Annotated in this window: 29 protein-coding genes, 1 pseudogene and 1 riboswitch; of the genes and pseudogenes, 5 read left to right on the forward strand and 25 right to left on the reverse strand. The window is 35.2% G+C overall.

What is annotated here, in order from left to right; all coding sequences use genetic code 11:
* Nucleotides 1–319: 319 nt before the first annotated feature.
* Nucleotides 320–466: a tyrosine-type recombinase/integrase gene (locus G4417_RS17690; RefSeq protein WP_420314185.1), complete on the reverse strand. Its 147-nt coding sequence runs from the start codon at nt 464–466 to the stop codon at nt 320–322.
* Nucleotides 467–474: 8 nt separating this feature from the next.
* On the opposite strand from G4417_RS17690, the gene G4417_RS03200 reads away from it, so the two are divergent.
* Entirely contained in the window at nt 475–840 is a 366-nt protein-coding gene (locus G4417_RS03200; protein WP_173717661.1) for a hypothetical protein, read from the forward strand.
* A 47-nt stretch (nt 841–887) separates the two neighbouring features.
* On the opposite strand, the gene G4417_RS03205 is transcribed toward G4417_RS03200, so the two are convergent.
* From G4417_RS03205 to G4417_RS03230, 6 genes are all read right to left on the reverse strand, one after another.
* Nucleotides 888–1,172: a DUF2442 domain-containing protein gene (locus G4417_RS03205; RefSeq protein WP_173682623.1), complete on the reverse strand. Its 285-nt coding sequence runs from the start codon at nt 1,170–1,172 to the stop codon at nt 888–890.
* A gap of 24 nt (nt 1,173–1,196) precedes the next feature.
* Nucleotides 1,197–1,472 carry a type II toxin-antitoxin system YafQ family toxin gene (locus G4417_RS03210; RefSeq protein WP_008703161.1) on the reverse strand — a complete coding sequence of 92 codons (276 nt, stop codon included), beginning with the start codon at nt 1,470–1,472 and terminating at the stop codon, nt 1,197–1,199.
* Complete coding sequence (locus G4417_RS03215) at nt 1,469–1,738, reverse strand: type II toxin-antitoxin system RelB/DinJ family antitoxin (protein ID WP_008703163.1); 270 nt, start codon at nt 1,736–1,738, stop codon at nt 1,469–1,471. The genes G4417_RS03210 and G4417_RS03215 overlap by 4 nt, the downstream gene beginning before the upstream one ends.
* A 328-nt stretch (nt 1,739–2,066) precedes the next feature.
* Entirely contained in the window at nt 2,067–2,543 is a 477-nt protein-coding gene (locus G4417_RS03220) for a hypothetical protein (protein WP_173682624.1), read from the reverse strand.
* Between the two features lie 919 nt (nt 2,544–3,462).
* On the reverse strand, nt 3,463–4,146 hold the full coding sequence (locus G4417_RS03225) for a hypothetical protein (protein WP_173682625.1): 684 nt from the start codon (nt 4,144–4,146) through the stop codon (nt 3,463–3,465).
* 21 nt (nt 4,147–4,167) lie between these two features.
* Nucleotides 4,168–8,499 (reverse strand): leucine-rich repeat protein, encoded by a 4,332-nt coding sequence (locus tag G4417_RS03230; RefSeq protein ID WP_173682626.1) that lies wholly within the window; start codon nt 8,497–8,499, stop codon nt 4,168–4,170.
* A gap of 78 nt (nt 8,500–8,577) precedes the next feature.
* Nucleotides 8,578–8,658: riboswitch (cyclic di-GMP riboswitch) on the reverse strand.
* Nucleotides 8,659–8,861: 203 nt separating this feature from the next.
* Between G4417_RS03230 and G4417_RS17450 the strand changes: the two genes are divergently transcribed.
* The gene (locus G4417_RS17450; RefSeq protein WP_082419112.1) at nt 8,862–9,080 is read left to right on the forward strand and encodes a helix-turn-helix domain-containing protein; all 219 of its coding nucleotides are present in this window, start codon (nt 8,862–8,864) and stop codon (nt 9,078–9,080) included.
* 237 nt (nt 9,081–9,317) lie between these two features.
* Here the strand turns inward: G4417_RS17450 and G4417_RS03240 are convergent, their stop codons facing one another.
* Nucleotides 9,318–9,974: a hypothetical protein gene (locus G4417_RS03240; protein ID WP_173682627.1), complete on the reverse strand. Its 657-nt coding sequence runs from the start codon at nt 9,972–9,974 to the stop codon at nt 9,318–9,320.
* A gap of 91 nt (nt 9,975–10,065) precedes the next feature.
* Between G4417_RS03240 and G4417_RS16850 the strand changes: the two genes are divergently transcribed.
* Entirely contained in the window at nt 10,066–10,509 is a 444-nt protein-coding gene (locus G4417_RS16850) for a transposase family protein (protein WP_243872058.1), read from the forward strand.
* A complete protein-coding gene (locus G4417_RS03250) occupies nt 10,502–11,824 on the forward strand; it encodes an ISL3 family transposase (protein ID WP_330598687.1) in 1,323 nt (440 codons plus the stop codon). The genes G4417_RS16850 and G4417_RS03250 overlap by 8 nt, the downstream gene beginning before the upstream one ends.
* Nucleotides 11,825–11,837: 13 nt before the next feature.
* On the opposite strand, the gene G4417_RS03255 is transcribed toward G4417_RS03250, so the two are convergent.
* The 5 genes from G4417_RS03255 to G4417_RS16855 all read right to left on the reverse strand — a co-directional run bounded on the left by G4417_RS03255 (nt 11,838) and on the right by G4417_RS16855 (nt 15,194).
* Entirely contained in the window at nt 11,838–12,434 is a 597-nt protein-coding gene (locus G4417_RS03255) for a hypothetical protein (protein WP_173682628.1), read from the reverse strand.
* Entirely contained in the window at nt 12,434–12,631 is a 198-nt protein-coding gene (locus G4417_RS03260; protein ID WP_173682629.1) for a hypothetical protein, read from the reverse strand. Before G4417_RS03260 ends, G4417_RS03255 begins: the two co-directional genes overlap by 1 nt.
* Nucleotides 12,631–13,044, reverse strand: coding sequence for an HU family DNA-binding protein (locus G4417_RS03265; RefSeq protein ID WP_173682630.1), 414 nt, complete (start codon nt 13,042–13,044; stop codon nt 12,631–12,633). The genes G4417_RS03260 and G4417_RS03265 overlap by 1 nt, the downstream gene beginning before the upstream one ends.
* Nucleotides 13,045–13,931: 887 nt before the next feature.
* A complete protein-coding gene (gene trxB, locus G4417_RS03270) occupies nt 13,932–14,855 on the reverse strand; it encodes a thioredoxin-disulfide reductase (protein ID WP_243872059.1) in 924 nt (307 codons plus the stop codon).
* 15 nt (nt 14,856–14,870) lie between these two features.
* Nucleotides 14,871–15,194, reverse strand: coding sequence for a thioredoxin family protein (locus G4417_RS16855; RefSeq protein ID WP_243872067.1), 324 nt, complete (start codon nt 15,192–15,194; stop codon nt 14,871–14,873).
* A gap of 166 nt (nt 15,195–15,360) precedes the next feature.
* On the opposite strand from G4417_RS16855, the gene G4417_RS03275 reads away from it, so the two are divergent.
* A complete protein-coding gene (locus G4417_RS03275) occupies nt 15,361–16,044 on the forward strand; it encodes a Crp/Fnr family transcriptional regulator (protein WP_173682631.1) in 684 nt (227 codons plus the stop codon).
* Between the two features lie 111 nt (nt 16,045–16,155).
* Here G4417_RS03275 and G4417_RS03280 read toward each other — a convergent pair whose 3' ends face one another.
* From G4417_RS03280 to G4417_RS03335, 12 genes and pseudogenes are all read right to left on the reverse strand, one after another.
* Nucleotides 16,156–17,847, reverse strand: a complete 1,692-nt coding sequence (locus G4417_RS03280) for an FAD-dependent oxidoreductase (RefSeq protein ID WP_173682632.1) — start codon at nt 17,845–17,847, stop codon at nt 16,156–16,158.
* 1 nt (nt 17,848) lies between these two features.
* Nucleotides 17,849–18,169 carry a rhodanese-like domain-containing protein gene (locus G4417_RS03285; RefSeq protein ID WP_005421613.1) on the reverse strand — a complete coding sequence of 107 codons (321 nt, stop codon included), beginning with the start codon at nt 18,167–18,169 and terminating at the stop codon, nt 17,849–17,851.
* Between the two features lie 12 nt (nt 18,170–18,181).
* On the reverse strand, nt 18,182–18,487 hold the full coding sequence (gene trxA, locus G4417_RS03290; protein WP_005421612.1) for a thioredoxin: 306 nt from the start codon (nt 18,485–18,487) through the stop codon (nt 18,182–18,184).
* 92 nt (nt 18,488–18,579) lie between these two features.
* The gene (locus tag G4417_RS03295) at nt 18,580–19,326 is read right to left on the reverse strand and encodes an SDR family NAD(P)-dependent oxidoreductase (RefSeq protein WP_005421611.1); all 747 of its coding nucleotides are present in this window, start codon (nt 19,324–19,326) and stop codon (nt 18,580–18,582) included.
* A 153-nt stretch (nt 19,327–19,479) separates the two neighbouring features.
* Nucleotides 19,480–19,638 (reverse strand): rubredoxin, encoded by a 159-nt coding sequence (locus G4417_RS03300; RefSeq protein WP_081017100.1) that lies wholly within the window; start codon nt 19,636–19,638, stop codon nt 19,480–19,482.
* A gap of 33 nt (nt 19,639–19,671) precedes the next feature.
* Nucleotides 19,672–20,040, reverse strand: a pseudogene (locus tag G4417_RS03305) (GGDEF domain-containing protein); the annotation flags it as partial.
* A 169-nt stretch (nt 20,041–20,209) separates the two neighbouring features.
* Nucleotides 20,210–21,400 (reverse strand): site-specific integrase, encoded by a 1,191-nt coding sequence (locus G4417_RS03310; RefSeq protein ID WP_006857094.1) that lies wholly within the window; start codon nt 21,398–21,400, stop codon nt 20,210–20,212.
* Between the two features lie 78 nt (nt 21,401–21,478).
* A complete protein-coding gene (locus G4417_RS03315; protein ID WP_173682633.1) occupies nt 21,479–21,682 on the reverse strand; it encodes an excisionase in 204 nt (67 codons plus the stop codon).
* Nucleotides 21,683–22,053: 371 nt separating this feature from the next.
* Complete coding sequence (locus G4417_RS03320) at nt 22,054–22,302, reverse strand: helix-turn-helix domain-containing protein (RefSeq protein WP_004613734.1); 249 nt, start codon at nt 22,300–22,302, stop codon at nt 22,054–22,056.
* Between the two features lies 1 nt (nt 22,303).
* Nucleotides 22,304–22,723 (reverse strand): RNA polymerase sigma factor, encoded by a 420-nt coding sequence (locus G4417_RS03325; protein ID WP_044998991.1) that lies wholly within the window; start codon nt 22,721–22,723, stop codon nt 22,304–22,306.
* Nucleotides 22,724–23,016: 293 nt separating this feature from the next.
* Complete coding sequence (locus G4417_RS03330) at nt 23,017–24,021, reverse strand: sensor histidine kinase (protein ID WP_029730928.1); 1,005 nt, start codon at nt 24,019–24,021, stop codon at nt 23,017–23,019.
* Nucleotides 24,018–24,677, reverse strand: coding sequence for a response regulator transcription factor (locus tag G4417_RS03335; protein WP_117628737.1), 660 nt, complete (start codon nt 24,675–24,677; stop codon nt 24,018–24,020). Before G4417_RS03335 ends, G4417_RS03330 begins: the two co-directional genes overlap by 4 nt.
* Nucleotides 24,678–24,722 lie beyond the last annotated feature (45 nt).

Consider the following 24,722-nt stretch of genomic DNA (forward strand, 5'->3'; position numbering starts at 1 on the left):
ATATTATAGTGCATATTATTCAAAAACACAAGTGGTATTTACATTTTTTTGTGAAATTTTGTTGAAATTATAAAAATTATATGTTTTTACTGGGTTTTTGGAGATATTTATCACTATGAGATATTTCTATTCTATTTCATAACTCTATGTATTTTTTTATATCTTCTTACATCTTGGTATGTGTTTGGTGTAAAATTGGTGTAGTAAAGCCCTTTTTGACCGTTTCAGAATCAAATTGGTGTAAGATTATTGTTACAGAACTGTTAATTTTGGTGTAAGCTAGCTATTTTTTATCTAAAAATGGTGTAAGCTTATTACATTACGAAATACGTCTATTATTTAGCTTCTGAATTTCGTTTGTCAAGCGTTCATCTGTAACATGATTATACAATTCCATCGTCATTTTCATAGAAGCATGACCCATGATATCCTGCAATGTTCTTGGATCAACTCCGGCTTCTGCCATACGAGAGCATGATGTATGTCTCAGGAGATGTGGATGTATATGTGGTAATGGCTCTATTGTTCCACCAAACTTATATGGGGCAAGAACCTTTTCCTATGCTCGTTAATTACAAAAAAAAATTGTCAGATAAAGATCATAGAGTTTTTTATGATGATATTACGCATCAAAAAGGATTAACAGAAGAACAATATCTTCATATCATCAATCAACTTTGCTTTCATTTTGATTTAATCTATAAATACTGTAAGCACTATATTGAATCCTCTAAAGAGTACGAAGAAGAATCTAATGAATATTTTGAAAAAGCAAAGCAACTTCAAGAAGAATTAGAGCAATTGAAATCTTCTCAACATACCAAAAGCCCTCAGGATTAACTCCCGAGGGCTTTCATGCTGCTCATATTAAATTGTGATCACATTATTCAAGCAATCAGATTATTAATGGATTCTAACTCATATACAGTAAACGGATCAATGTCAATGCAACTGGATTCATCTCTGTTGCCAGAAAGATCCCATGCAAGAGTACCATTCATAACGGTACAAGCTTCCTTAAATATATTAATATTTCTTAGTGGCTTAAATATTTCTGCTTTCAAATCTTTTGTAGCATCATAGTCTACAATCTTGCCATCATCAAAGAATACCTGTACATGAAAGTTATCCAATGGTATCACTTGTACTACTGTTGGAAAATATTCGTTCATATTGTTATATTCCTATTATTTTAATTAAAACAAATCACTATGACTTCCAGTTCTTGTCAAATATAGGAATAGTTCATCTTCATAGACTTCATAAATCAACAACCAATCAGGAGCAATATGACATTCTCTGCAATTACTATAATTTCCTGAAAGATTATGATCTCGATTCTTCGGCGGTAATATTTCACCATTTGCCAATTTTTTGATGATATCAGTCATTAATCTCATATCGTATCCACGTTTCTGAATACGTTTTAAGTCTTTTTGAAACTTACTGGTCGGCTTAACCGTATATTTCATGCTAATAATTCCTCCATCATCTTGTCCACATCTGTATATGCTTTTCCAAGAGAAGGATTCTGTTTCATTTGCTGCACTTCATTAATTGCTGATATTGTTTCACTGTTTGGTATTTCTCTGGTAATCTCAAATGGTATTCCCTGTTCTCTGATTGCCTGTTTTACAAAAATTGTGAATGCAGTTGTCAGATTCATACCTAAATCATTGAAAAGATCTTCTGCTTGTTTCTTTAAATTATCATCCATTCTAATTGATACATTTGCCATAAATTCACCTGCTTTCTAATCTATTTATATTATCATTATATAGCTTATGCAATGCATTGTCAATACTATGCATTATTTTAAGAATTATATCTTTTCCCTCTTTATATAAATATCGGTACAGCAGCAGTCAGCTTATACTCGTTTCTTCACAATATATTAATGAAATAACCATCAAATTTCAACGATAATGCTTTAAGGGTAAAGTTGTTAGGGTAGATGGTTTTCGTTGGAAATTTAAGGTTATATATAAGGAATTTCAGCATAGAATTGATTCTGTGAAGGACGGGGATGGTTATACGGATGACTGTTTTAGTTCCCTTCCGTTATCTTACTGCTGTGCTGCCTGTTTCATTACAAATTCCACATCTATATTGTTCTTATCTTTATGCGCTGTATAAGTACGATATAAAGAATCTGGAATATAGGAAGATTTACATACTTCACAATGATACGATGTCAACAAGTTCCGTTTGTTCTTCTCATTTTCCAAATAATTAACAATTAATGATTCCTTTTTAGTTCCAATTTTGCATACAGGACACAGTTTTATATCATTCTTTGGAATTACTTTTATTACTGGTTTCTTTTTTATAGTAGATTCCGTATGAGAAGGTGTTCCCATTCTCTGAGATAATCCATTCATTGCAGGATCAGATTGTTTCACATATGAATCTTTTATAAATCTATAATCATCTGGATTAGATTTTGTACTTGATTTAGAATCAATTTTCGTAGTTACTGATCTATTGTTATCAGGTTTACTCTCTGTTTCTGCTTGATGTAACGGTGTATAATCCGCTTTCAAATATATCTGTAGCGAGCATAAGGAATGCGATACTTTCTAAATAATATGCTAACAATGTCACATATCGTATTTGCACTATGTGTTGTTTCAATGTATATATTACTATTGGAAATGAGTGACAGAGCAATGACAGAACCTTGAGCAAGTGTCTATATGATTCTCTGCCAGTGTGCCAGATCATAAAGCAACTTGCTATCCGCTGTTGTCTGTTGCTATCTCTTGCTATCCCGTATCTGTGCGCTTTCTCTGTGCCTGCTGTCTGTTATCTGGGCATAGCTTTCTATTGTATTGCTGTGAATGTTCTGTGCTGTCTCTGTGAGGATTTTTGTTTTCTGGTGCTGTTATGTTTGGTGTTGTGTCTGGTGATTCTGTTGTATTATTCTAATTGTACTATTGCGTTTCTTGCTATCTGATATTTATTTCATATTATTTTCTGTAATACTATCCAGTACAGAAAAAAATTAAGGCTAAGAGAATTATGTGTGTGATTCTCCTAGCCTTTTTATATTAAGTGTGTTGTGTGTTGTCGTGTCCATCTCTGGACGGTTATACTTTTGTATCTTCTCCTGTGATCCGTTGTTGTTTCTGTCTGGTGTTCTCTGTCCATCTCCACAAGCTATAGGGGGCTTTGCTAGTTCTCTATGCTGTCTGGTGGGATGGTCAGAAGCTTATAAGATTTTTGTGTTCTGGCAGTCACATGATGGAATATTGTTTATTGTGTTGTGTGTTCTCCTGCTGTGTTGTGCTGTCTCTGCTGTCTGCTCTGGAAATGTGTGAAGTACCAGGACAGATGGGAAACATACCCCGGGTGGTTTACATTTCTGTAGATGGGGCGTGTGTCCGTATGGGGTGGATGTATTCCATTTTCACGATACGGATAAAATTTGAAATTATCGAACGACTGCTGCAATCATATTACTCAATCATAAATATTTTCATTTGGGAAGTTTCCTCCACCATATCCAAGAAATAGTTCTTCTACAATTCCTGTTTTTATATTCTTGAAATATGCATGTACACCTGTTCCTGTGCCTTTAATAGACAATTTTATTTTTGAATTATTCCTAGCTTTCTTCGTACCATCATACATATTCTGTACTTCTATTTTGGTTAATTTCCATCCCTTTTTCGGTCTTACTTTTATAGTAGCTGTAATATCTTTCTTTTGATTATTATGGTTGAAGTGCCTTGATTTTTTAAAATATTTGGTATAGTTTGTGTTTCCTACTTTAAATGATTGACATGGATTTTCATATTTTACCACTGTAATCTTTTGGGTAAGTGTTTTTCCTGCATATCGGAAAGATACTTTTGAAATACCTTCTTTAAGAATCGTGTACCCGATAATTCCATATTCTTGATTTAAGTTAAGTTTAACAACATTCGGATTGGAATTTTTCAAATTTGTAATCTTAGCATTCGGAACCTGACCATAAATACTGATAATGCCACCATGTGTAATTTTATTTTCATACAAATAGTATGTAGCACTTTTCTGTATAAATGGATTTGCTGCCTGTACTTTTGACACTCCAATATTCGTCAAGCCAAACATTAACACCAGAGTTGCCAATACCATCATAAATTTACGGACTTTCTTCATATGTTTATTCCCCTTTCTTTATTAAAACTTCACAAACTTTGTCTTAGAATATACACCACTTATCTTAATCAACTTCTTATATTTAGTATACACTTTCTTCGGATGTCTCAAAGTTACTGTCTTATTGACTGCCAAACCTTTCTTTCCAACATATTCCAGAACAGAACCATTAATCTTTAAGACTTTAATAGATGTACACTGGTAGAATGCTTTTGCACCGATTCTTCTTATACTTGATGGTAATGTCACATTATCAAGATTTGAACACTGAGTAAATGCACATGTGCTGATAACTGATACTCTCTTGCCAAACTTAACGGTTTCCAGATTCGGACACTGATAGAATGCATATTTGCCGATATAAATTACATTATTACCAATTGCAATACTTACAATATCTTCATTCTGATAGAAAGCTTTTGCCTGAACAGATGTTACTTTATAAGCTTTACCACTGATAGATACTGCTGATGGAATCTTAATCTCTACTTCTTCTTTTGCCAGACCAATAACACTTACTTCTTTTGCGCCTGTGACTTTGTACTTGAGATCCCCAACAGAATATACATTTCCAATCTGCGGTGTGCCAATCTTAGCAGTAACTATATCAGAATCTGCGCCCTGATATTTCTTGCCATCTACAGAACAAACACCCACTACCTTGTAAGAATATTCTGTTCCTGGTTCTACATCTTCATCTGTCCAAAGAATCTTTGTTGTCTTTTTAATCTGCTTATACTCTGTGTCTGATGTAGCTTTACGATATACCAGATAATAATCTGTGTTCTCTGCTCTATCCCATGACAGATCAATAGAGTTCTTCTGGACTTCTGCTGTTAAACTTGTAACCTTATTAGGCTTGATTACTGTCCAAACTGCATTGACTGTAATATCTGCGGTAACTTTTGAGAAATCCTTGTCCCATGATAATTCATATCCATTTCTATTGATATATGGGTACTCTGCTGCATCACCAGATTTTACCTTTTCTGTCTTAACAATCTTGCCACGATCTTTAAATGTTACGGTGTATTTATTTGTTTCTGATGGACTTACGATGATTGTGGTATTACCGCCACCGTTACCACTGTCCTTCTTTGTCCATACTGCATTGATTACCATATCTTCTTGGATATTGGTATAGTCAGCATCCCATGAAAGTGTGTAGCCATCTTTTGCTGATAATGTTGGTGGTGTTGCATTCTGTCCCTTTGTTACATATTCTGTTTTCTGAGTACGTCCATTATCCTTGAATATTACCTTGTAATCTGCTGATACAAATTTAATGTTATTTGCTTTCGCATATGATTCCGCAGCAGTGTCCTTATAGCCATAGATGGTAAGATTACGGCAATATTTAAACACATCTGAACCAATGTAAGTAACCGATTTTGGAATAGAGATTTTTGTTAAATCATAGCAATTATAAAATGCATTATCGTCAATTTCTGTAACTTTTTCTGGCACTGAAAATTCTGTCAAATTCGTATTTGCAAAAGCACCATTGGGTATGTTGGTTATATTTTGCGGATAATTAAATGAAGTAATACCTGTACCTTCAAATGCTTCACTTTCTATGCTTGTAATTGTAGATGGTAATGTGATTTCTGTTAAATTACTGCAACTGCAAAAAGCCTGGTAGCCTATCGTTTCTACTCCTTCAGGAATTGTAACTTTCTTAACCGCATTACTTCCTAACTCAGGAATACTCTTCAAACTTGATGGGAATATAATTTCGGCGTTACAACCTCCAAATGCAACATTTCCTAGCGATGTAAGTTTACTTGGTAATACGATTTTTTCCAAAGATGTGCAACCAGAAAATGCGGCATTTCCTATTGTTGTTATTGAATCTGGCAAAACCAGATTTGTTAATACAGAGCAATTATTAAATGCATTATCTTCTATAAATGTAACTGAGTCTGGAATTATAATAGTTTTTAAATTGTTCATATCCTGAAATGCACGTTCACCAATAGTTTCAATACCATTATTTAATGTAATATTTTCTACTGGTAAACCGCTTATATCTGAACCATTTAGCTCACCTAAACATGGTACTATTCGCAATGTAGAAGGTAATGAAATACTTTTCAGTCCAGAACATCCATCGAAAACATCAACTCCCATTTCTGTAACGCCTTCTGGAATAACTATACTTTCTAACGATTGACAATAAGTAAATGCCCATGTATCAATCCTCTTTAAAGAATTTGGCAATATAACTGTTTTTATATTTTTAAAATTACAAAATAATTCTTGTCCTATAGATATAATTCCATCTTCTACAACGATATGTTTTATATTGCTTCTATTCAGTATATCATCCCAATCAATAGCAGCACCATATGTTTCCCCAGTACCTGTGATTGTTATCGTATCTCCATCTATTATTGCCGTTGCGTTATCGCCAACTTTTATTGCAGGTTTCTGAGGACGATTATCATAATTTGGTGTTACTTTCTTATATACATAGTCACCATTTGTATTAGTCGCAAAAATGTAAATGTCCACAGCATCTTCATCTGTAATATCTACATTTATCCATCTTCCACCGTTTTCTTTAATCTTTCCATCTTGTTTTGTGTCATCATATACAGGTTGACCACTATCTTTTTTTACACATTCTACGTAATATGTAATATCTTTGTCAGATATACAATAAAACGAATATTGGTAATGTCCATTCCAATATTGTTCTTCTTGAGAAATTTGTAAATTTATTGCAGACAATTTAGGAATAATTTCTGTTTTTGTCTCATTGCATCGCCTGCAAGTATAAGTTCTTACACCGTCTTCTTTTTCAGTTGCTTCTTTTGTTATTACTCCATTATCCCACTTATGACCATATGCAGGAATTTCTTCTTCATCTTGAATCTCTCCACAGATTTCACATCTATATGCTTTACTGCCTTTTTCTGTACAAGTTGGTTCTTTAATCTGAACTTTTTCTGCTGTAAACTGATGACTGCCCTTTCCCAACGAAACAAACTTAACTTGATACTTTTCAGCAAATTTGTTCGCATATGAACAGTCAAAACCAGAAATATAACTTAAACTGGCACATCCACCAAATGGATTACTTTCAGTAAATTGAGGAGATAATTTTGTTTTTGCTCCATTAAAGGTCACTGTACTTAGACGCTTACATCCAGAAAATGTTCTATCAAGCATTTTTATCTTTTCTGGAATTATAATACTTTTCAATTGTATACAACCTTTAAACGTTGAACCCAAAAATAATTCTTGATTTGATAACTGCACACTTTCTAATTGCTTACAATCATAAAATGCCTCTTCTCCTAAAGCTTTAATAGAATTCGGCAGCACTATACTTTTTATTACAGTTTGAGAAAAAGCTTTCGCTCCGATTTCCTCTATAGAATCAGACAGCACTACATCTTTCAGCATTGTACAAGCTTCAAAAGCTCCAACCCCGATTTTTCCCAGATTATTTGAAGATGTAAAATCAAGTTTTTTAATATTTGTATTTTCAAATGAGTGAGCACCAATTTCAGTAATCTTACTAAAATTATAATCATCAATCGCTGTACCTTTAAACAATCCATCAGGAATAATTGTTAAATTCTCAAAGCCTGAAATTTCCCTTAAAGATTCACACCCAGAAAAAATATACTCCCCTAATTCCGTTACAGTTTGAGGTAATTCCACCTCACTAATATCAGTTGCACCAAATGCAGCATATCCTATCTGTTTTAATCCATTATTCAATTGGATATCCTTTAATGAAGAAATTGAGCCAAAAGCACCGCTTCCAATTTTTTGCAAAGAATTTGGAAAATTCAAAGTAGATAACCCTGTAACTTTATAAAATGAATATTTACCAATTTCTGTAACAGTATCTGCAATTTCTAATTCAGTAATTTCTGTATTACGTGCATCCCAAGGATCGTCTTCGTAATCATGTCTTGAAGCATGGAATAAGTAATCCCCAATACGTGTAACACCATTTTTTATAATAACTTTGTTGAACTTTTTTTCTACGAATGGGTTTATTATACTACTATCTGGTACAGCAGTTCCATCTAAAAAATAATCCCATGTAGAACCCTCACCTGAAATAGTAGCTATTCCATTATCATTATCAAAATCAACCCAGACTTTATCACCAATTTGTACATGAGTTTCTGTTGATTCTTCTCCCTCACCAACAGCATCCGTACCAAACTGATCCACCTCATTATTCTCTACTTCTGGAACATCTTCCGCATCATCACTGAACTGTACAGTATCCTGTCCCATACCGTCAGAAAAATCCGCTGCACTTGCCACACTAAATGGTTCTATAACCATCGTACTTGCAAGCAGAAAAGCTAACACTTTCTTCTTCATTCTTTCATCCTCTTTTCTCTGTTTCTTTAAAAAAAAGCAATGCCCCAATCACACTTGAAGCAATGCCTTAATTATCATAATTACAACTGGCTGTCATACATTCGCTTAGACCCTGTAGTTTTGCGTCACCAGATTTCTCTGGCTATGCCGTATTTGATTGTATAAACATTTCACATAAAATTCACAATTTGATTATACTACTGCTATATGTAATATGCAATTCTTTTTGTCAAATTTGTTCGACATTTTGTACTTACTATCACATTTCTGTAATACTTACATTATATTCGTTATTACGAAGATATTCAAGTATAAGAATCTATTTTATGGTAATAATATCAAATATCATTGAAGGAACAGCCATGATAGATTACAGCCCATTCTGGGAAACATTAAAGAAAACAAATGAAAACTGGTATACTTTGACAAGCAAGCATCATATGTCTCATAGTACTTTGCATCGTCTTAAACATAATCAAGACATTTCTATGAAGACAGTTAATGACTTGTGCCGTATTCTGCACTGTCAAATACAGGATATTTGTGTCTATGTTCCTTCTGATGAAGATCAACCTTTATGATAATATATCATGTTCTCAGAATACTTCTCAAAGCTTGTATTTCGCTTTATAATGAATTTTTATGTACCATATGAAGATTTTTTTTCTTGTGTGTATATTATTCGTTCTTAAAATTTAAGATACGTGTTTATAGGGACGGTAGTTTTACATTAAAGAGTACCACTCAGCAGCAGCCATATAAAACGTAAAAAAATAGGCATACCAAGGATTGTACTCCCTGATATGCCTATAATTATCTTAATCTGTAATTTCAATCTTCCAATTCATCAATGCATCATATAGTTTATGTGGAATTTCTTCTTTATACTGTTCCGCTAAGTCTTGAATAAAATCTTCTTTGTACTTTTTATATCTGGCAAATGCTTCTTCTGGAGTATCATAATATCCTAATTTAATCTGTTCTCCACTAACTGCTAGACTTGCACGAAATTTATTCTTTTCATTGTCAAAATAAACTCCTAGTGGATAATTGCCTCTTGCTCTTGTACCGTTAATAATTAGCGTATTAATTATATGTGGTGTAAGGCAACATGTTTCTGGACTATACATAGTATTACCTTTTATCAGAATATCTTTATCCAAATCTTGTGACTCTTCTCCATAATCATATGCTTCATACCATATTTTAAAGTTTTGGAAATTCAACCATTCTTCACATACATAGCAATTCATATACTGAGGATTTCTTGCATGGAATTTAGCATTATAGCATCTTTGTAGCATATCGCACCATCGTTTATAAACACGAGAAGTAACATCAACACCTACTCCACCACGATAACCCTTTCCTGCTATTGTAGGTTTCATAGATGCTTTACTCCAATAATCAGGCTTAAATTTACGATCATTCATTACTTTAACAATAAACTCTTCTGAATCGTCACCTGTTTCCATATAATGAGCGGTTCTTTCCACACTTAGTTGAAATTGATGTGTTAAAGTTATATAATACATTCAAAATATATTTACCAAGAGGGATATTTATATGGACGAATTTATTAAGTTACTTGACCCAGCCTATGAATTAATACAATATCGCATAAAAGAAGATAAAGTGATTTTTCATATTGCATCAACAATAGCTGAATTAGAATGTCCGTTTTGTGGAAGAAAAACATCTAAAGTTCATTCTATTTATGAAAGAGAAATTCAAGATCTTCCTATGCAAGGAAAAAAGGTCATTCTGTTGGTAGATACCAGGAAAATGCGATGTATGAATCTGGACTGTTCTCATAAAACTTTTTCCGAGAAACATCCATTTGTGGCTGCTAAATCGAAAAAAACGAACCGGTTAATCCAAAATATTTTATATACATCATCCCAGCTAAGCTCGTTGAATGCTTCTAAACTTTTAAAAAGTGAAAATATTACAGTTTGTAAAAGCAGCATCTGCGATCTGCTTAAAAAAAATGCCATCCATTGTGGATAAATCTTCTGTAAAAATGATATGTGTGGATGATTTTGCGCTCCGTAAAAGATTCTCTTATGGAACAGTTATGATAAATTTAGAGAATCATCGAATTATTGATATGATTCCGTCAAGAGACACAAATGATGTCTGCAACTGGTTGAAAACGTTTCACAATATCGAAGTTATTTCAAGGGATGGAGCCATTACATACGCATCCGCTGCTACAAATTCTCATCCTGATGTCATACAGATTAGTGACCGTTTTCACTTGATAAAGGGACTTTCGGAAGTTATCTGTAAATATATATTTCGTGAGTTTCCTGCAAGGGTTGAAATACCATTAACAGAAAGCATTACGGATGAAATGAAAGCATTATATAACACTGCAAACCGGTCATTGCGTATAAAATTCGCCCATGAAAAACGCAGGGAAGGACTGACCATATCGGATATAGCGTTATTGCTACATTCTTCGCCTAAAACAATCCAAAAATATCTTGCTATTCCAGAAGACCAAGTTCCTAAAAGCAAGGAAATTGCCAGGGAACGGCAACATCAGCTGGCAGTAAAACAAAAAGAACAGGAAATAGAAGAAGCAAGACAGATGGCCTTGGCGGGATATCCCATTGAGCAGATTGCCACTCTAATGCATCATCCCTATAAAACCATACAAAATTATTTAAATCCTGATTTTTCAATTACGAATGGACACTATAATGTTCGAATTCCAGGGAAATTAGCTCCATATGAAAGGGAAGTAATAGAACTCAGAAGCAAAGGATTAACTTACCCTAAAATACATGATATTATTTGTAAAAAGGGATATACAGGCAGTGTAGCTTCGTTACGAATGTTTATGCAAAAAGAAAGAACACGAATGTATGAACAGAACGAAACAGAGAAGCCGCATTCTGAATATGTGCAAAGAAAATCCTTATGCCAGTTGGTTTATAAAAAACTCGAGGATATCGGTACAATCACAGCCAAACAGTATCAGGAAGTATTAAAAAAATATCCTTTATTAAGTCAGCTGTATGCATTAACCAAAGAGTTTTGTAATGTCCTATTTTCTAATAATCCTGCAAAATTAGATGAATGGATCAATGAAGCACAAAAATACGATATCCCTGAACTTCAAACATTTATAAATGGCATAAAAAAGGACTTAACTGCTGTAAAAAATGGAATTATATATTCGTATAATAATGGCTTAGCAGAAGGCAGTGTAAATAAAATCAAAGTTATAAAACGAATAATGTATGGGCGAAACAGTTTTGAATTATTGAAAGCGAAAGTGCTATTCGGAGAACTCTTTCACGTTAAATTCAACTAAGCACGGAAAGAACCTAATGAGCCTTTACAATACGATACTGTTCTTTGTTCAGAGGATACAGATGTTTATAATAATTGTCATCTTTATTCATTTCCTTATGCCAGATAAACACATTGCTCCGCATATCTGCATTAAACACAAATTCTTGAACAACCATCTTAGCAATATAGATTGTGCTTTTCTTGTATACCCATTTTCCATCTACATATGTATCCTTATAAGCGACATAACGGGCTGCACCATTGCTGTCATATCCAAGTTTTGCTAATACATATGTATCATCTTTTTTCTTTATCACTCTTCCATAATTGGAAAGCCATATATCTCTATAATCTATTAGCTTTACAAAAATTTCATCATATTCAATAAATTCAATATTTGTTAATGACAGATCAAGAATCCTCTCTGGTCTGATTTCCTTATATTTTCTTTTTATCAGAATATCTATATTGTTACTCAAAGCATTTTTCTTTGCTTTTCTGATCTCATATCTGCACTTTTTACAAGTATGGATATGGTATTGCTTACCATTGTACTTTAATATATCAAATTCATCTATTGATTTTTCTTTATGACATTTATCACATACTTGGTATTCTCCTGTTCCCATTACTTCTCTAATCCTTTCTCATCCATATTATTATCAGCAATTGTCCTGTCAGCTATTGGACACCACTCAGGAATTGTCTCAGGCAAATTATCCTCGCCCAATTTACCCATCAAATTTACTCTATTTCTATTATCACAATAATACATCTTCTTATTGACAGCATAGCATTTTACATATTCACAATCTTTACATCTCATTACTCTTCTTCTCCTTCTTCGTATTCATCATCTTTATTATTTGCTTCTTCTTTGAGATAATCTCCATACGCTTCGCAAGCACGATTTAACACAGTACCAGATTTAAACTTTGCCTTATATCTTTCTGGAATCTCATACACATTTTTTCCTGTTCTTTCCATTCCAGGACATGCTGTTCTTTCCTTATAAAATTTAGGCTTTACAGTGAAGTATCCTAATAATACCAGTTTATCTCCATTAGCCAAAATGTCCTCTATCGTGCGAAGCATATAACGAATTGTCCAGTAAGTGTTCCAGTAATCTCCACCTATCCTATTTTTGGGTATTCTCTCATATTCTTTGAATTTATTAGCTTCTCTCATTTTGTCATGTACCATTTTGGTAAATTCTGCTTCATATATTGTTTTGTTCATCGTCTCTTCCTCCTTGTTTTTGTTCTATGAAATTATCATTTCTTTGACAATATTTTTAAGCACTAAAATAAGCCCACGTACCTGTTGTTACAAAAGTACATGGACTTATTCAGATGTTTAAATGTTCTTTTATTGTTTATAGATGTAATGCTATATTCTGTGGTGTAAATTTGGTGTATTTATACCTGTTTAACACCCGTTTTCCCTTGATTTTACGGGATAAAATCGTAAATATGATATTATAGTGCATATTATTCAAAAACACAAGTGGTATTTACATTTTTTTGTGAAATTTTGTTGAAATTATAAAAATTATATGTTTTTACTGGATTTTTGGAGATATTTATCACTATGAGATATTTCTATTCTATTTCATAACTCTATGTATTTTCTTATATCTTCTTACATCTTGGTATGTGTTTGGTGTAAAATTGGTGTAGTAAAGCCCTTTTTGACCGTTTCAGAATCAATTTTGTAATCTCGATCATTTCTCCATCAATATTTGCGTAGTACTTTCCTTCATAAAAATATGGGTGTTGAATATACATATCCGTTCCTCCTGAATTTGAAATCTTGTTGCTCGTTTCAAATCCAGAAGGCGGACCTCTGTTTAGAATCATGCCTGCTCCGCCTTTATCCTGTCGGGATACGCCCGCAGTTATTGGCTGAAAAATTCAGGTACGAAAAAAAGCCCCAGTAGTTTTTTCTTAACTACTGAGGCTTTCGTCTCTTTCTTGTATTCAGTTATCTATGCCTTCTTTCATCAGCATAATCATTGTATCAGGATAAAGTTCACAAAGTATCCGCAATACGTTCCCATAAGTTCATGTCATTATTGAAATCGTACATATTTCAGTATAAAAAGTTCACTATTCAAATTCTGATTATTATTTCTCCACATACTCTTCTGCCATATGTACTGCCATAGCACCATCTGCCACTGCTGTTACTATCTGACGAAGTAACTTTGTTCTGACATCTCCTACAGCATAAACACCCGGAATACTCGTTTCAGTGTTTTCACCTGCCACAATATATCCTTTATTATCCAGTTCTATCTGATTATCTAAAAAATCTGTTGTCGGTTTTCTTCCTATACTCACAAACAGGCCGTCACATTCTATAATGTTTTCTTCTCCTGTAACTGTATCTTTCAACCGCACACCAGTCAATCGTTCTCCATAAATCAGTTCATTTACTGTATTGTTCCATCGAAACTCTATATTTTCAGTTTTCATCAGCTGGTCATGGTAGATTTTCGTTGCACGTAATGTATCTCTTCGATGAACAATGATGACTTTCTTAGCAATTCGACTTAAAAGAACAGCATCTGATACAGCAGAATTTCCACCACCAACAACCACCACGATCTTATCTTTATAAAACATACCATCACAGGAGGCACAATAAGCAACCCCATGACCTATCAATTCTTTTTCTTTAGCGAGACCAAGTTCTCTTGGATTTGCTCCAGTAGCAATCACTACTGTTTTCCCAATATAAATTCCCGAACTAGTTTCTACTCTCTTAAGCTTTCCTGTTAAATCCATATTAAAAACTTCAGCATATTCACTTTTAGCGCCAAATTTTTCCGCCTGTTTTTGCATTTTCTCTGCCAATGAAAATCCGTCAATTCCATTTTCAAAACCAGGATAGTTATCAATCTGCCAGGTCAATGATATCTGACCACCTGCAGATAATTTTTCTAAAACAATTGTATCAAATCCTGCTCTGGCTGCGTATAATGCTGAAGTATACCCTCCAGGTCCTCCCCCCACGATAATCATATCGTAAACATTATTTTCATTCATACAGCAGTCCTCCTTTTATTTTTCCAATGCTTCATTAATAAAATTCTCTATCATTATTTTTGATTCAGGTGCAACAATAGAATCTATTGCCTTTCCATCTCGATATAAAACCAGCGTAGGAATTATCTCAATCTTTTCAGCTTCTGCAATCTGTGGTTCTTCATCAATATTTACTTTTCCAGCAATAAGAATATTGCTGTATTCTTCACTTATTTTTTCATAAGCCGCTCCAATTCTACGGCAATAACCACACCAAGGTGCCCAGAAATCAACCAAAACCGGTTTTTCCTTATGAATTAATTGTCCAAACTTTTCTTTATTTATATTTATAGATGTCATATTTTTCAACTCCTTCTCCTATTTGAACTTAATATACCCCAAATAAGTGCTTGCTTCCGTGATGATATCACAGAAAAGATAATTTACTTTATTACACTTCTTTTTATTTCTATTTATGGCATATGCCAGTTATATAATTGACGCATCTAAAAAAAGCAAGTATACTATGTTCGTAAAGGAGATAACGGTTATGAACTTCGAAAATTGTTTTCCACTATGGAATGACTTAAATACAGCACAGAAAAAAATAATTTCAGACAATTTAATCACACAGTATGTAAAAAAAGGGACAATCATTCACAATGGAAACCTGGATTGTACTGGATTATTACTGGTTAAATCCGGGCAGCTTCGAACTTACATACTTTCAGATGAAGGACGAGAGATTACACTTTACCGTCTGTTCGATATGGATATGTGTCTTTTATCCGCCTCATGTATCATACGCTCCATTCAATTTGAAGTAACCATTGAAGCAGAAAAAGATACTGATCTTTGGATCATCCCTGCTGAAATCTATAAGGGCATTATGAAGGAATCTGCTCCCGTCGCAAACTATACTAATGAGTTAATGGCCACCCGTTTTTCTGATGTCATGTGGCTGATTGAACAAATCATGTGGAAGAGTTTGGATAAGCGTGTTGCTTCATTTCTTTTAGAAGAGACCTCTATCGAAGGAACAAACGAGCTGAAAATCACTCATGAGACGATTGCTAATCATCTTGGTTCCCACAGGGAAGTTATCACTCGAATGCTTCGATACTTTCAAGGCGAGGGTCTCGTCAAACTCTCCCGCGGCAAAATAACAATCCTTGATTCGAAAAGACTGGAAACACTACAAAGATCATAAAACGTTTTTTTCTCTAAAGAATCCTCCATTTATCAGAATTATGAAAGTCATTCTAATAAATGGGGGATCTTTTTATACTACAATCAAACTATAAAAATATTTTATTTATTTCTAATAATCCATACCACATGCATATGATCTTTCAATCAGTGCATGGTCATTAGCCACTGCATCATAAAAGCGGAATCCACCTGAAAAGTTGTATGTTTCATATCCATTTCCTTCCAAAATACGGCTTGCAATATAACTTCGCAGCCCACTCTGGCATATCAGGTAAACAGGCTTTCCCTTCTCAATTTCATTGATACGTTCCCTTAGTTCATCTACAGGAATGTTTTTGAATCCATCCATATGCCCCCTGTTAAATTCACCTACCGTTCTCACATCCAGCAACACAACACTTTTATCTCTAGAAATCTTATCCATATCTTCCAGATGCCATTGTTTTAAAGTACCTTTTGCTATATTGTCTATCATGAATCCTGCCATATTTACAGGATCCTTGGCAGAGGAATAAGGCGGTGCATATGCGAGATCCAAATCCTTCAGCTGGGTTGCCTTCAGCCCTGCATGAATTGCTGTTGCCAGCACATCAATACGTTTATCAACTCCTTCATATCCAATAATCTGAGCGCCAAGCAAACGATAGGTCTCTTTTTCAAAAACCACCTTCATGGTCATCACTTTTCCACCAGGATAGTAACCGGCATGACTCATAGGAGAAAGAATTACTGTATCTACCTCTAATCCTGACTTTTTGGCATTGGTTTCATTGATACCTGTAGTGGCGGCTGTCATATCAAACACTTTTATAACGGAGCTTCCCTGACTGCCCAGGTAACGACTATCACCGCCACAAATATTATCAGCAATGATTCTGCCCTGTTTATTGGCTGGTCCTGCCAAAGAAATCAGCGCATCATTACCCGTAACATAATGTTTCACCTGAACTGCATCACCTGCAGCATAAATATCCGGTACAGAGGTTTCCATTCTGTCATTCACTACAATACTTTCCTTGATGCCAAGTTCCAGACCGGCTTCTTTTGCTAATACTGTGTCTGGTGTGACTCCGATTGCCAGAACTACCATATCAGCCTGAAGGGATGGATTATCTTTCAACAGGACCTCCACTCCGTTGTCTTTTTCTTTAAATCCTTCTACTGTATAGCCCAGTACCAGTTTTATCCCATGCTTTCTCATTTCATTATGGATCATGGATGCCATATCCGGGTCAAAAGGGTTCATCAGCTGCTTAGGCCGCTGGACAATCGTAACATCCATGCCAAGCTCCCTCAAATTTTCTGCCAGTTCCAGACCAATAAAACCGCCACCTGCCAATACAGCCGATTTTGGATGATTCTTATTTATATATTCCTTTATCCGAAAAGTGTCTTCTACAGTACGAAGTGTAAAAAGTTTATCAATACCTACTCCGGGAAGTCTCGGCTGTGTTGGCTTTGCACCTGGAGAAAGGATCAGCTTATCATATTTTTCTTCAAATATCTCACCATTCTCCAAATTTTTCACTGAAACCGTTTTACGTTCCGGATGTATGGAGATAACTTCATGATGAATTTTCATGTTAATACGGAAGCGTTTAAAAAAACTCTCTGGTGTCTGTAGTGTAAGTTCTTCCGGGTCTGTGATCACGTCTCCAATATAATATGGAAGTCCACAATTTGCATAGGATATGTATCCGGATCTTTCAAACACAGTAATTTCAGCATGTTCATTCAGTCTGCGTATTCTTGCTGCGGCTGTAGCTCCTCCGGCTACACCTCCTACAATTATTACCTTCATCTTATTTTTCCACCTTTCCTGAGTAAGCTGCAATGCCACCGATATTATTTACTTTAGAATATCCCATTCGTTGCAGTATCCCAGTTGCCTGGCGGCTTCGTGAACCGGAATAACAGTATACAAACAGTGGGATATCCTTATTCTTCGCTACAGAAGCAATATTGTCAAGTTGCTGCAACGGCACATTTTTACTTTCTGGTATATGTCCTTCCTGATATTCCTGCGGTGTACGTACATCCAGCAGAACTGCATCATCAGTCCTTTTATATTCTTCTATGCCTTGATTAATATTCGACTGTTTAAAGAGATCAAAAAATCCCATTAGCACACCTCCCTAAAGCATTTCTAAAATCGCATTCTTAGGTCTCGCCCCTGAAACCTGCTGTACAATCTTCCCATTCTTCATAACCACTAAAGTCGGAATGCTCATAATACTGAACTTATTTGCCAGTTCAGGCTCTTCATCTACATTAATCTTTCCAACTTTAATATCTCTACGCTCACTTGCAATCTCCTCTACAATAGGTACTACCATGCGGCAAGGCGCACACCAAGATGCCCAAAAATCTAAAAGAACGGGTTTATCGGAATTCAGTACTTCGTTCTGAAAATTATTTTTATTGATATTAATAGCAGACATTTTACAGTCCTCCTTATCTTTTTCTTTTTGTAGATTTATTATAGTCTTAATTTCATTTATTTTCCGTGATTACATCACCATACCTCATTAACTTAACTTCTTGCCATACCATCTACACTTAATATAACACCTGTAATGTAACTCGCCTCATCTGAAGCAAGAAACACAAACGCATTGGCAATATCTTCTGGCTGTCCAAGACGACGCAATGGAATTCTTTCAATCATAGGTTCGATAACTTCCTTTGGCACGGCCTTCATCATATCAGTTTCTGTAATTCCAGGTGCAACAGCATTAACACGAATACCTTTAGGTCCTAGTTCTCTTGCTAATGATACAGTCAATCCGTTTACTGCAAACTTCGATGCCGGATAAGCAAACCCACTTGGCTGTCCCGAAATACTCACCATGGAAGAAGTTGAGAGAATGACCCCCTTGCCTCTTGCCACCATACATTCTGCTGCTACACGAGTAGTATTAAATACTCCTTTTACATTTAGATCCATGACTTTATCAAAAGTCTCCTCTGTATAATCCATAAAAGAGGTGTTTTCTGAAATCCCTGCATTATTTACCAGTATGTCGACACATCCATATTTTTCAGTTGCCTCTTTAAAAGCCTTTCTGACAGACTCCATGCTTGCCAGATTTGGACTAATTCCAGCAACTATTGCATTGGGATATTTTTCTTTTAATTTATCTACAGCAACATCTGCCGATTCCTGTGAACTTGCTGCCAATACAACTGAAGCACCTTCCTTCAAGAATTTATCAGCTGTAGCAAATCCTATACCACGGCTTCCACCCGTAATGATTGCAACTTTATCTTTTAATCTCATTTAGACTACCTCCTTACTTTGTTTGTAGTTACATTATAAGCAAAAGGTAAATCATTTTCTGTGATATCATCACAAACTATCGCAATAAAAAACCCTGTTGCTCACACGCACCAGGGTTTTTGTTTATCTATCCGTATTTAAATAATCAGAATTTTATTCAACTTCTGAAAACTGATCTTTTCCAACATTACATAATGGGCATTCAAAATCTTCTGGAACGTCCTCCCACTTTGTTCCTGGTGCAATACCACCTTCAGGATAACCTTCCTCTTCATCATATTCCCATCCGCAAACGTCACATACATCGATTATATTTAAGAAGATTCATCTACTCTGAGCTGAGCGCTAATTATATTTCTTACATAACTGTTTATTCTTATACATATAAGCATCTGCATCATCCAATAACATCTGCATTGTACACGCCATATCATCGGAGGATAATGCCCATCCGCATGCATAGTCGATTGGTAATTGATTTTCACAACTATTTAATCTCTCTTTTTCTCTTGACAATGATTTTAATATCTCCTTAATTTCCGCCTCGCTCGTATGATAAATAACTGCTATAAACTCATCTCCGCCATATCTTCCAACAAAATCCTTTTCTGGAATGACACTGCACAAAAGCTTTGCGAAATTCAATATCAACTGATCTCCTGCGGAATGTCCCATTGTATCATTTACAGTTTTTAGATTATTTAAATCAAAAACTTACTAAATTTCTGATTATCTTTTCATAAGTTGGTAAATGCCGATATATCCCGTATTTTAGGGCTTTATCGGTATTTTCTTTTCGGAAGATACCTTGCATAAGCTGGCATTTACCAGCATGAAAATGCAACCAAAAGTAGTAAATGAGTAGTAAATATACGCTCCGATATTAACAAGCCAGTCTTTCCAGTTCTGCTTTTGCAGATTGAAATGTACCGTGTGCGTAATAGCCAAGTGTCATGGTTATGTTGGCGTGTCCCATGAGATATTGCAGGGTGTTTGGGTTCATTCCTCTGTTTGCCATATTTGTACAATAAGTATGTCGGAATGAATGTGGTGTGATGTTCGGTAACTTGTCCGTGTGATATTTGTTATACTTCTTAATCAGCCCTCGCACCATACCCTCATAGTTTCCTGCAACCTTAGGCAAGCCCTCACGGTTTAAGAATAGGAAATTGCTGTAACCACCTACAATCAGCGGTTGTGCCTTTCCTCTGTTCTTTAGTATTCTTTGGATTGCTTGATAAGCCCGTTCTGTCAATGGAAGTTCCCGTTTTCCGTTTTTGGTTTTTGGAGTTTCAATATAGTAGCCGATTTCGCTGTCTTTCAATAACTGGTGGTCTATATTGAGTATTTTGTTCTGCATATCAATATGCGTCGTCAGTCCGCAAAATTCAGAAATACGAAGTCCCGTTTCCAACAGAAGCACAACCTCATCATAATACTTGCTGTAAATCTTATCCTTTTCCATAAAGGCAAGCAGGCGTTCTTCCTGCTCTGGTGTAAGGATAACTTTCTGCTCCGTATCATCTTCCAGAACATCACTTAGCTTAAATTCAAATGGGTTCTTTCTGATACAGTCGTCTTGTATCGCCATGTAAAATGACGCTTTCAAGGAACGCTTATAGTTATCAATTGTTTTATAGGCATATCCTTTTTCACTCATTCTGATAGCCCATTCTTTAGCGTCCGACTGCTTAACAGTATCAATCGCCCTCATACCCAATGGGTCATTTTTCAGAGCGTTCATAAGATACTGTCGTCCCTTTTCGGTAGCCCTCTTGATGTTCTTTCTTTGGCTGTTCTTTTTCTCGTAAAGCTGGCAGACTGTCATTTTACCGCCGACTGTGTCGATACTGTCGTTAAGGTCTTTTTTTATCTGTGCTTCTTTTTCCCTCAATGAAATATCATCACGCTTTCCAGCAGGTGTCTTGTCTGTCGGTACAAGTTTCCAAGAATAGATAAATTGTGGCTTTCCGTATATATCGGTATATTTATAAACGTATCTTCCGTCTTTTCGCTGGCTCTCTCCATTACGCAAATTGCGATTTTTACTGTCTTTTCGTTTTACATTAGACATAGTGTAAAGCTCCTTTCCGTCATGGAATGAGCCGTGATACGCTATACTTTATTATACCATATCTACGGCTCAATGACATTAGATTTCGTCCAATGTATCTATGATTTTTTCAAATTGTTTTCGCTTAATCTGAATACGATTACCGTTCACGATAACCCAGCCAGCGTCAATATTTTTTTCGGCTAATTTACGCAATTTTTTTTCGCCAATGCGGAAGTATTTAGACGCTTCTTCAATCGTCAGCGTATATTTTTCCCAGATAGGCACATCAGTATTGTTCATAATCTATGCACCCCCTTTACTGTGTGTTGTTTTTTTACAAGCAGACAGACGGCTTTGGAAAGCTCCATTAGTATCTCAACTATTCCCATTCTTGTGGGCAGAACCGCACCATGCGGACGTATCATTATTCTGTGAGGATAGGTCATGGCAAAACGACTTTTCCAACAGTCGCTCTCGGATCACTGCGTGAGTCGCTCGCTTTCTTTTGGAAAGGTCGTGGCGTACAGTCCCCGTGGCTCGCTATCTCACAAACGTATCTGTCTGCTTTATTCAGTTGTCAAAGAGCTGTGGCGAAAGCGTGTTGCTTTCATGTAAAAGCAGGGCAGAGCAGGAAAGAGGGGGACATTAAACCATGCTCTGCTAAAAACTGCTTATTCTTCTTCGATTTCTAAGGCAATATCAAACCCTAAAATCATTTTGATAAGTGCTTCTCGGATAAGTCCCTTTAACTCCATATCTACAACAATATAGACATTGCCGTATTCATCATAGAGTGGGCGCAAACAGCACTTTGATATGTACGGGTCATAAAATGCCAGTATTTTTTCAATCGCTTTTTCGTCCCCGTCCATTGCTTGCGAAAGCAAATAGTAGGACGGCTTCTTAAATGTTTGCTTCATTTTACTGCTTCTCCTTTAGTATTTTTTTCATAGTTTCCAAAGCATGATGTCGGTTTCTAAATACACCGCTTTGCGTAATCTTTTGTAAGTTGGCAATTTCACTTTCTGTCATTTCCAAGAAGTAATACATTAACAGAGTATTTCTCTTTCTTTCTGGAAGTTTTTTCAAGGCTTCTGCCAGCTCATCATCAAGGACACGAATATCAATGCCACATACTGAAAAGATTGTATAATCTGTTTCGTAGTCATCCCACACAGCAAAATTTTCAACGAAAATTTCTGGAAGTTCACAGAATGGAATTTCTTTATCTTTTCGTCGTTTCAATCCTTGTTGGTAGTCCTTTACAATATGACGGACAACTTTCTTCAAACAACTTTCAAATCGACATTGAACTGTTTTCTGGAAGTCAGACGGTTTCATCAATCTCACCCCCTTTCCACTATGATTTGAAAAGTGTTTATCCCTCTTTCCGCACCATATAGGGAATGAAAGGTGTGATTTAATGACCTCTTTTGAAAAATTTTTAAATTTTTTTCGGGTATGAAAAAAGCCCGCACAAAACATATAGTCTGTACGAGCCTTTAAAGCTAAAACATATTCAATTTTTAATAGTGTGCTATTAGGTGGAATTTGATTGCAAAGAATTGTACTTAAAGCTTTCCATAATGCAAGCCCCCTTAAAGCACCGTATCAATGTTGGCATGGTTTTCAAATTACTCTGAAAAATTATGAACTGTTCCTTTTGGAAATGTAATGGTCAGTCTTGTATATTCTTTTTCCGTAGAAGCAATATCCAATTTCAAGCCCAACCTATCGCATAATTTTTTCGATAGATACAGTCCCATACCCGTTGCATTTGCCTTGTTTCTATTTGAACCCGTAAAACCTTTTTCAAATACACGGGATAAATCAGACGCTTTTATTCCACAACCATTATCTTCAATCACAAGCAATATATTTGTACCATTGTCTTGACTGTATATCGTCAGCTTATTTTCTTGCTTATCAAAATACTTAATCGCATTTTGCACGATTTGAGATAGAATGAATGTCAGCCATTTTTCATCAGTATAAATGACATTTTCTATGTCATGGATATTGATAATTGCTTTTCTTTCCATAAGCGAATGACGGAATTTCAGAATGACATTATGTATCACTTCGTCTAACTGCAACTGTTTTACAAAATAGTCCTTTTCCGTATTTTCGCTTCTTGCATAGTAGAGCATTTGTTCCACTAACTGAAATATTTTGTCTGTTTCTTTTTTTAATGTGTAATTTTTTGTATTGTCAAACGTCAAAGACAATGCTCCTATCGGTATTTTAATTTCATGGACGAAACTTTCCACATATTCTTGATAGTCCTGCTTTTCCTCTGTGATTTTGCCGATTTCATCATTCATAGATTTGCAAGCTTTTTTTAGTGCGTAGCAATAGGCTTTATTTTGAAATTCTTTTGGCTTTGGTAAAACGTCTGCAATATAATAGGTTTCTTCCAGTCCGTCTACTAAATCAATAATATGTTGTGAAGCGTTACGTTTCTTCCGATACAAACACCATTGAAAAAGCCCTTGTATGCTGATGAACAGAATTACCAGCGATACAACAAACAGCGTATCTACACCGTAGAAAATCAAGAGAAATGCTACTACGGCAAGAAAGAAAAGCTGAAACAATATCTCTGTTATTTTTTCTTCTAAGAATGTAAAAAAACTCACAGTTTCCAACCCTTTCCTCGTATATTTTCCAATAAATGAACAATACCGATTTCTTTCATTTTCTTTTTTAGACGGGTCATATTAACCAATAATACATTTTCGTCTATATAATATTTGTCATTCCACAGCTTTTCCAATAGTTCTTCTTTGCTAATAACTTTATCTTCGTTCATAAAGAAGTAGTACAAAATACGAAATTCATTTCTTGTCAGTTCAATGCTTTGCTCTTGATACTTCAAAATGGATAAATGTAAATCAAGGGTACAATCTTTTTTGACAAGCTCACGGAAATTATTCGGGTTTGACAACTGCAATGCACGCTTGATCTTCTCAAGAAGAATAAGCGTGTCATACGGCTTTGTGATGAAGTCAATCCCACCCACTTGAATACTTTTCAATTCGTCAGCATTTGTATCTCTGCTTGTTACAAAGATAATCGGTACTGGCATGACTTGTTTTATTTTCCTGCATACTTCATAGCCATTCTCATACGGCAGGTTAATATCAAGCAGAACCAGTTCTATGGAATATTGCTTTAATTCATCTGTCAGGTTTCCAAAGTCAATCAATAAAACTGTTTCATATCCTTGTGTGTTCAATAATTTAGAAAGCTCCAAACGAGTGATTTCATCATCTTCGATAATTGCTATTCTCATTTCAACACCCCCTTGATTTACCATTATAATAATTCCACAGCAGGA

Source organism: Blautia wexlerae, from assembly GCF_013300825.1.
GTDB lineage: Bacteria > Bacillota > Clostridia > Lachnospirales > Lachnospiraceae > Blautia_A > Blautia_A wexlerae_B.